The following is a 285-nucleotide window of genomic DNA, read 5'->3' as shown; positions in this document are numbered from 1 at the left end:
TCGGTGACGGTGAGCAGCGCTTCCTGCTTCGGTGCCGTCACGGCCGGCTTGTCAGCAGCGCCGGCGCCCGTGCGCGGCCCCCGTTCCACCTCCCGCCAGCGCCAGCAGGCGACGGTCTGATCGGCACCGGCAGCTTCCAGCGGCGGCCTTGCCTGGCGGCAGCGCGCCTCGGCATGGTCGCAGCGCGGCGCGAAGGCGCAGAAGGTCGGCGCCCGCGTGACATTGGGCGGCGCGCCCTTGATCGGCACCAGCCTGGTGTTGGCCGCCGTCAGCGACGGGATCGAG

At 74.4% G+C, this 285-nt stretch carries 1 protein-coding gene; it reads right to left on the bottom strand.

Features of this window, described 5'->3' with window-relative positions; all coding sequences use genetic code 11:
• Nucleotides 1-285 (bottom strand): oligopeptide/dipeptide ABC transporter ATP-binding protein (locus EN859_RS37440; RefSeq protein ID WP_348632980.1); only part of this gene is annotated, 285 nt, incomplete at both ends.

This window comes from Mesorhizobium sp. M00.F.Ca.ET.216.01.1.1 (genome assembly GCF_004010325.2).
Taxonomy (GTDB): domain Bacteria; phylum Pseudomonadota; class Alphaproteobacteria; order Rhizobiales; family Rhizobiaceae; genus Mesorhizobium.
The sequence above is the reverse complement of the archived record's forward strand: the minus strand, read 5'-3'. Positions and strand labels throughout refer to the sequence as shown.